A 2,180-nucleotide genomic window follows, 5' to 3' on the forward strand; every position below is an offset into this window, starting at 1 on the left:
AATAGGATTATCACCTAAATCTACGAGTAACTTATCAATGTTATCTTGATCGCTGGCACCTGGGCCTGCAAAACGGGCAGAATACACACCGGGTGCGCCATTTAGGCCATCAACTTCCAAACCTGAGTCATCGGCAATAGCTGGCATGCCGGTAATTTTAGCGGCATGGCGCGCTTTAATAATGGCATTTTCAACAAAAGTAGTGCCGGTTTCGGCAACTTCATCTACGTTAAAATCGCTCTGTGGAACTACATTAATATTCAAAGAGCTTAGCATGTTAGCTAGCTCTTTTACTTTGCCAGGATTACCTGTAGCAAGTACTAAAGTTTTGGTCATGTTATTAATCTACGTAAAATTTTTGCTGAAACTGTAATTTTTGAAATTGATTATTTTGTTGTATCTCAATCTCAAAGCGTAAAATCTCTTCGTTGGTGTAATCAACTTGGGCAAGGTAATAAATTGACTCACCTTCTTTTACTTCTTTAAAAGTAAGCGTTTGTTTGTTGCCAAGTAGGTTTTTCGCTGTGCCTGTAAGCTTTGCCGTTTGTGCTGTTTTATCGGCATCATTTTTTAATATAGAAATGTTTACAACCCCTTTGTAGCCACTGCGCTCAAGGTTGTACGCTTTTGCTATTTTTGGCTGAATAAAAGTAGAAGGAAAGGCGATGTAATGCACTTGCCAAGGGCCAAGCTCTTTGTATTGTGCGCCTTGCATTTCTTCGCTTTGCGCGTTAAATGAAAATACTAAACAAGCAATAAAACAAAACTTAATTAAACGGTTCATTATGTATTCCTCAAAACATATAAAAAAGAGGCCTTTGGGCCTCTAATTAAAAAATCTATATTAGACTAGAAAATCCATAAGCAGCATTTGCAAAAACTGAATACCAATAATAAGCACTAAAACTGATAAATCTAAGCCACCCATTGATGGCAATATTTTACGAATTGGTTTTAGCATTGGTTCAGTAAGCTGGTGAAAAACCGCTTCTATAGGGTTATAGCCTTGGCTAACCCAACTTAAAATAGCGCGAATAATAAGTACCCAAAATACTAAGTTAAGGCCTTCTTTTAGTACCGTTATAAGTGCTTGTATAATTACAGGCTGTATTGCCCACGCATTATATATAACAAGCATTAAAGTACTAATTTTGGCTACAGCCACTATAAATGCCAGCAACAGAGATGCTAGATCAAGTCCGCCAAACCCCGGAATGATTTTACGCAGTGGTTTTACCGCAAACGACGTGGCTTTAACCACAAACTGGCTCATTGGATTATAAAAGTCGGCTTTTGCCCACTGCAGCCAAAAGCGCAGTAATACCACCATTAAAAACAAATCAAACAGGGTACTGATTAAAAATTGCATGGCATTCATAGTGTAACCTTCAATAAAAAGTGGTTTTAAAGTTCTTTTTCCATTTGCTCTGCACGCGCAATACACGCATCCATTGCATCGCCAACGGTTTTAGTTAAGCCTTCATCTTTTAAGTGCTCAACAGCTGCGTGAGTAGTACCGCCTTTAGATGTTACGTTTGAACGTAGTTGCGAAATACTAATATCAGGCTGGCTAAGTGCCATTTCGGCGGCGCCAAGGGCTGTTTGTTGTACCAGACGACGAGCGTCTTCATCGTTAAAGCCCAGCGCTTTAGCTTTTTCTTCTATGGCTTCCATAAATAAGAAAAAGTAAGCAGGTGATGAGCCGGTTACAGCAATAATATCGTTAATTTGTGACTCTTTTTCCACCCATACAACAATGCCCGTGCACTCAAAAACTTGTTGTACAAATTCGTGTTCGCTTTGTGTTTCGCCCGCACCATATAAACCTGATACTCCGCGACCTAATAAAGATGGCGTGTTTGGCATGCAACGTACCATTTTAACGTCTTGGCCTAGCATTTCACGTAAACGTTTTACAGTTAAGCCCGCCGCAACAGAAATAAACAGTTTATCGCTAAAATCTACGCCCGACTCTTGAAACGATTTACATAAATCGCCCATCATTTGTGGTTTAACAGACAAAACAATTACATCAGCATCGCGCAGGGCTTCGTTATTGTCACTGGTGGTTTGCACCTTGAAATCAAATGCTACCTTTTCAAGCTTTTCTTGGTTGCGGTTAGTCGCAATTATGTTACTTGCGTTAAAGCCGTTTTTTACCATGCCACCAATAATGGCGT

The 2,180-nt window shown here is 39.7% G+C and carries 4 protein-coding genes; all 4 read right to left on the bottom strand.

From position 1 onward, the window contains the following. On the bottom strand, positions 1–336 hold a 336-nt coding region (locus tag H5072_RS17490), incomplete at its 3' end, for a non-canonical purine NTP pyrophosphatase (RefSeq protein WP_310735896.1). 4 nt (positions 337–340) lie between these two features. Continuing rightward, complete coding sequence (locus H5072_RS17495) at positions 341–784, bottom strand: DUF4426 domain-containing protein (protein ID WP_182694277.1); 444 nt, start codon at positions 782–784, stop codon at positions 341–343. A 60-nt stretch (positions 785–844) separates the two neighbouring features. After that, positions 845–1,378 carry a YggT family protein gene (locus tag H5072_RS17500; protein WP_007585413.1) on the bottom strand — a complete coding sequence of 178 codons (534 nt, stop codon included), beginning with the start codon at positions 1,376–1,378 and terminating at the stop codon, positions 845–847. Positions 1,379–1,404: 26 nt separating this feature from the next. Continuing rightward, positions 1,405–2,180: pyrroline-5-carboxylate reductase (gene proC / locus H5072_RS17505; RefSeq protein ID WP_182694278.1), on the bottom strand; the 776-nt coding region annotated here is incomplete at its 5' end.

Source organism: Pseudoalteromonas sp. SR45-5, assembly GCF_014163565.1.
GTDB lineage: Bacteria > Pseudomonadota > Gammaproteobacteria > Enterobacterales > Alteromonadaceae > Pseudoalteromonas > Pseudoalteromonas distincta.

Excerpts from the sequence above, each read along its gene's own strand:
- H5072_RS17495 (WP_182694277.1), bottom strand. The coding sequence starts at position 784 with ATGAACCGTTTAATTAAGTTTTGTTTTATTGCTTGTTTAGTATTTTCA.
- H5072_RS17500 (WP_007585413.1), bottom strand. The coding sequence starts at position 1,378 with ATGAATGCCATGCAATTTTTAATCAGTACCCTGTTTGATTTGTTTTTA.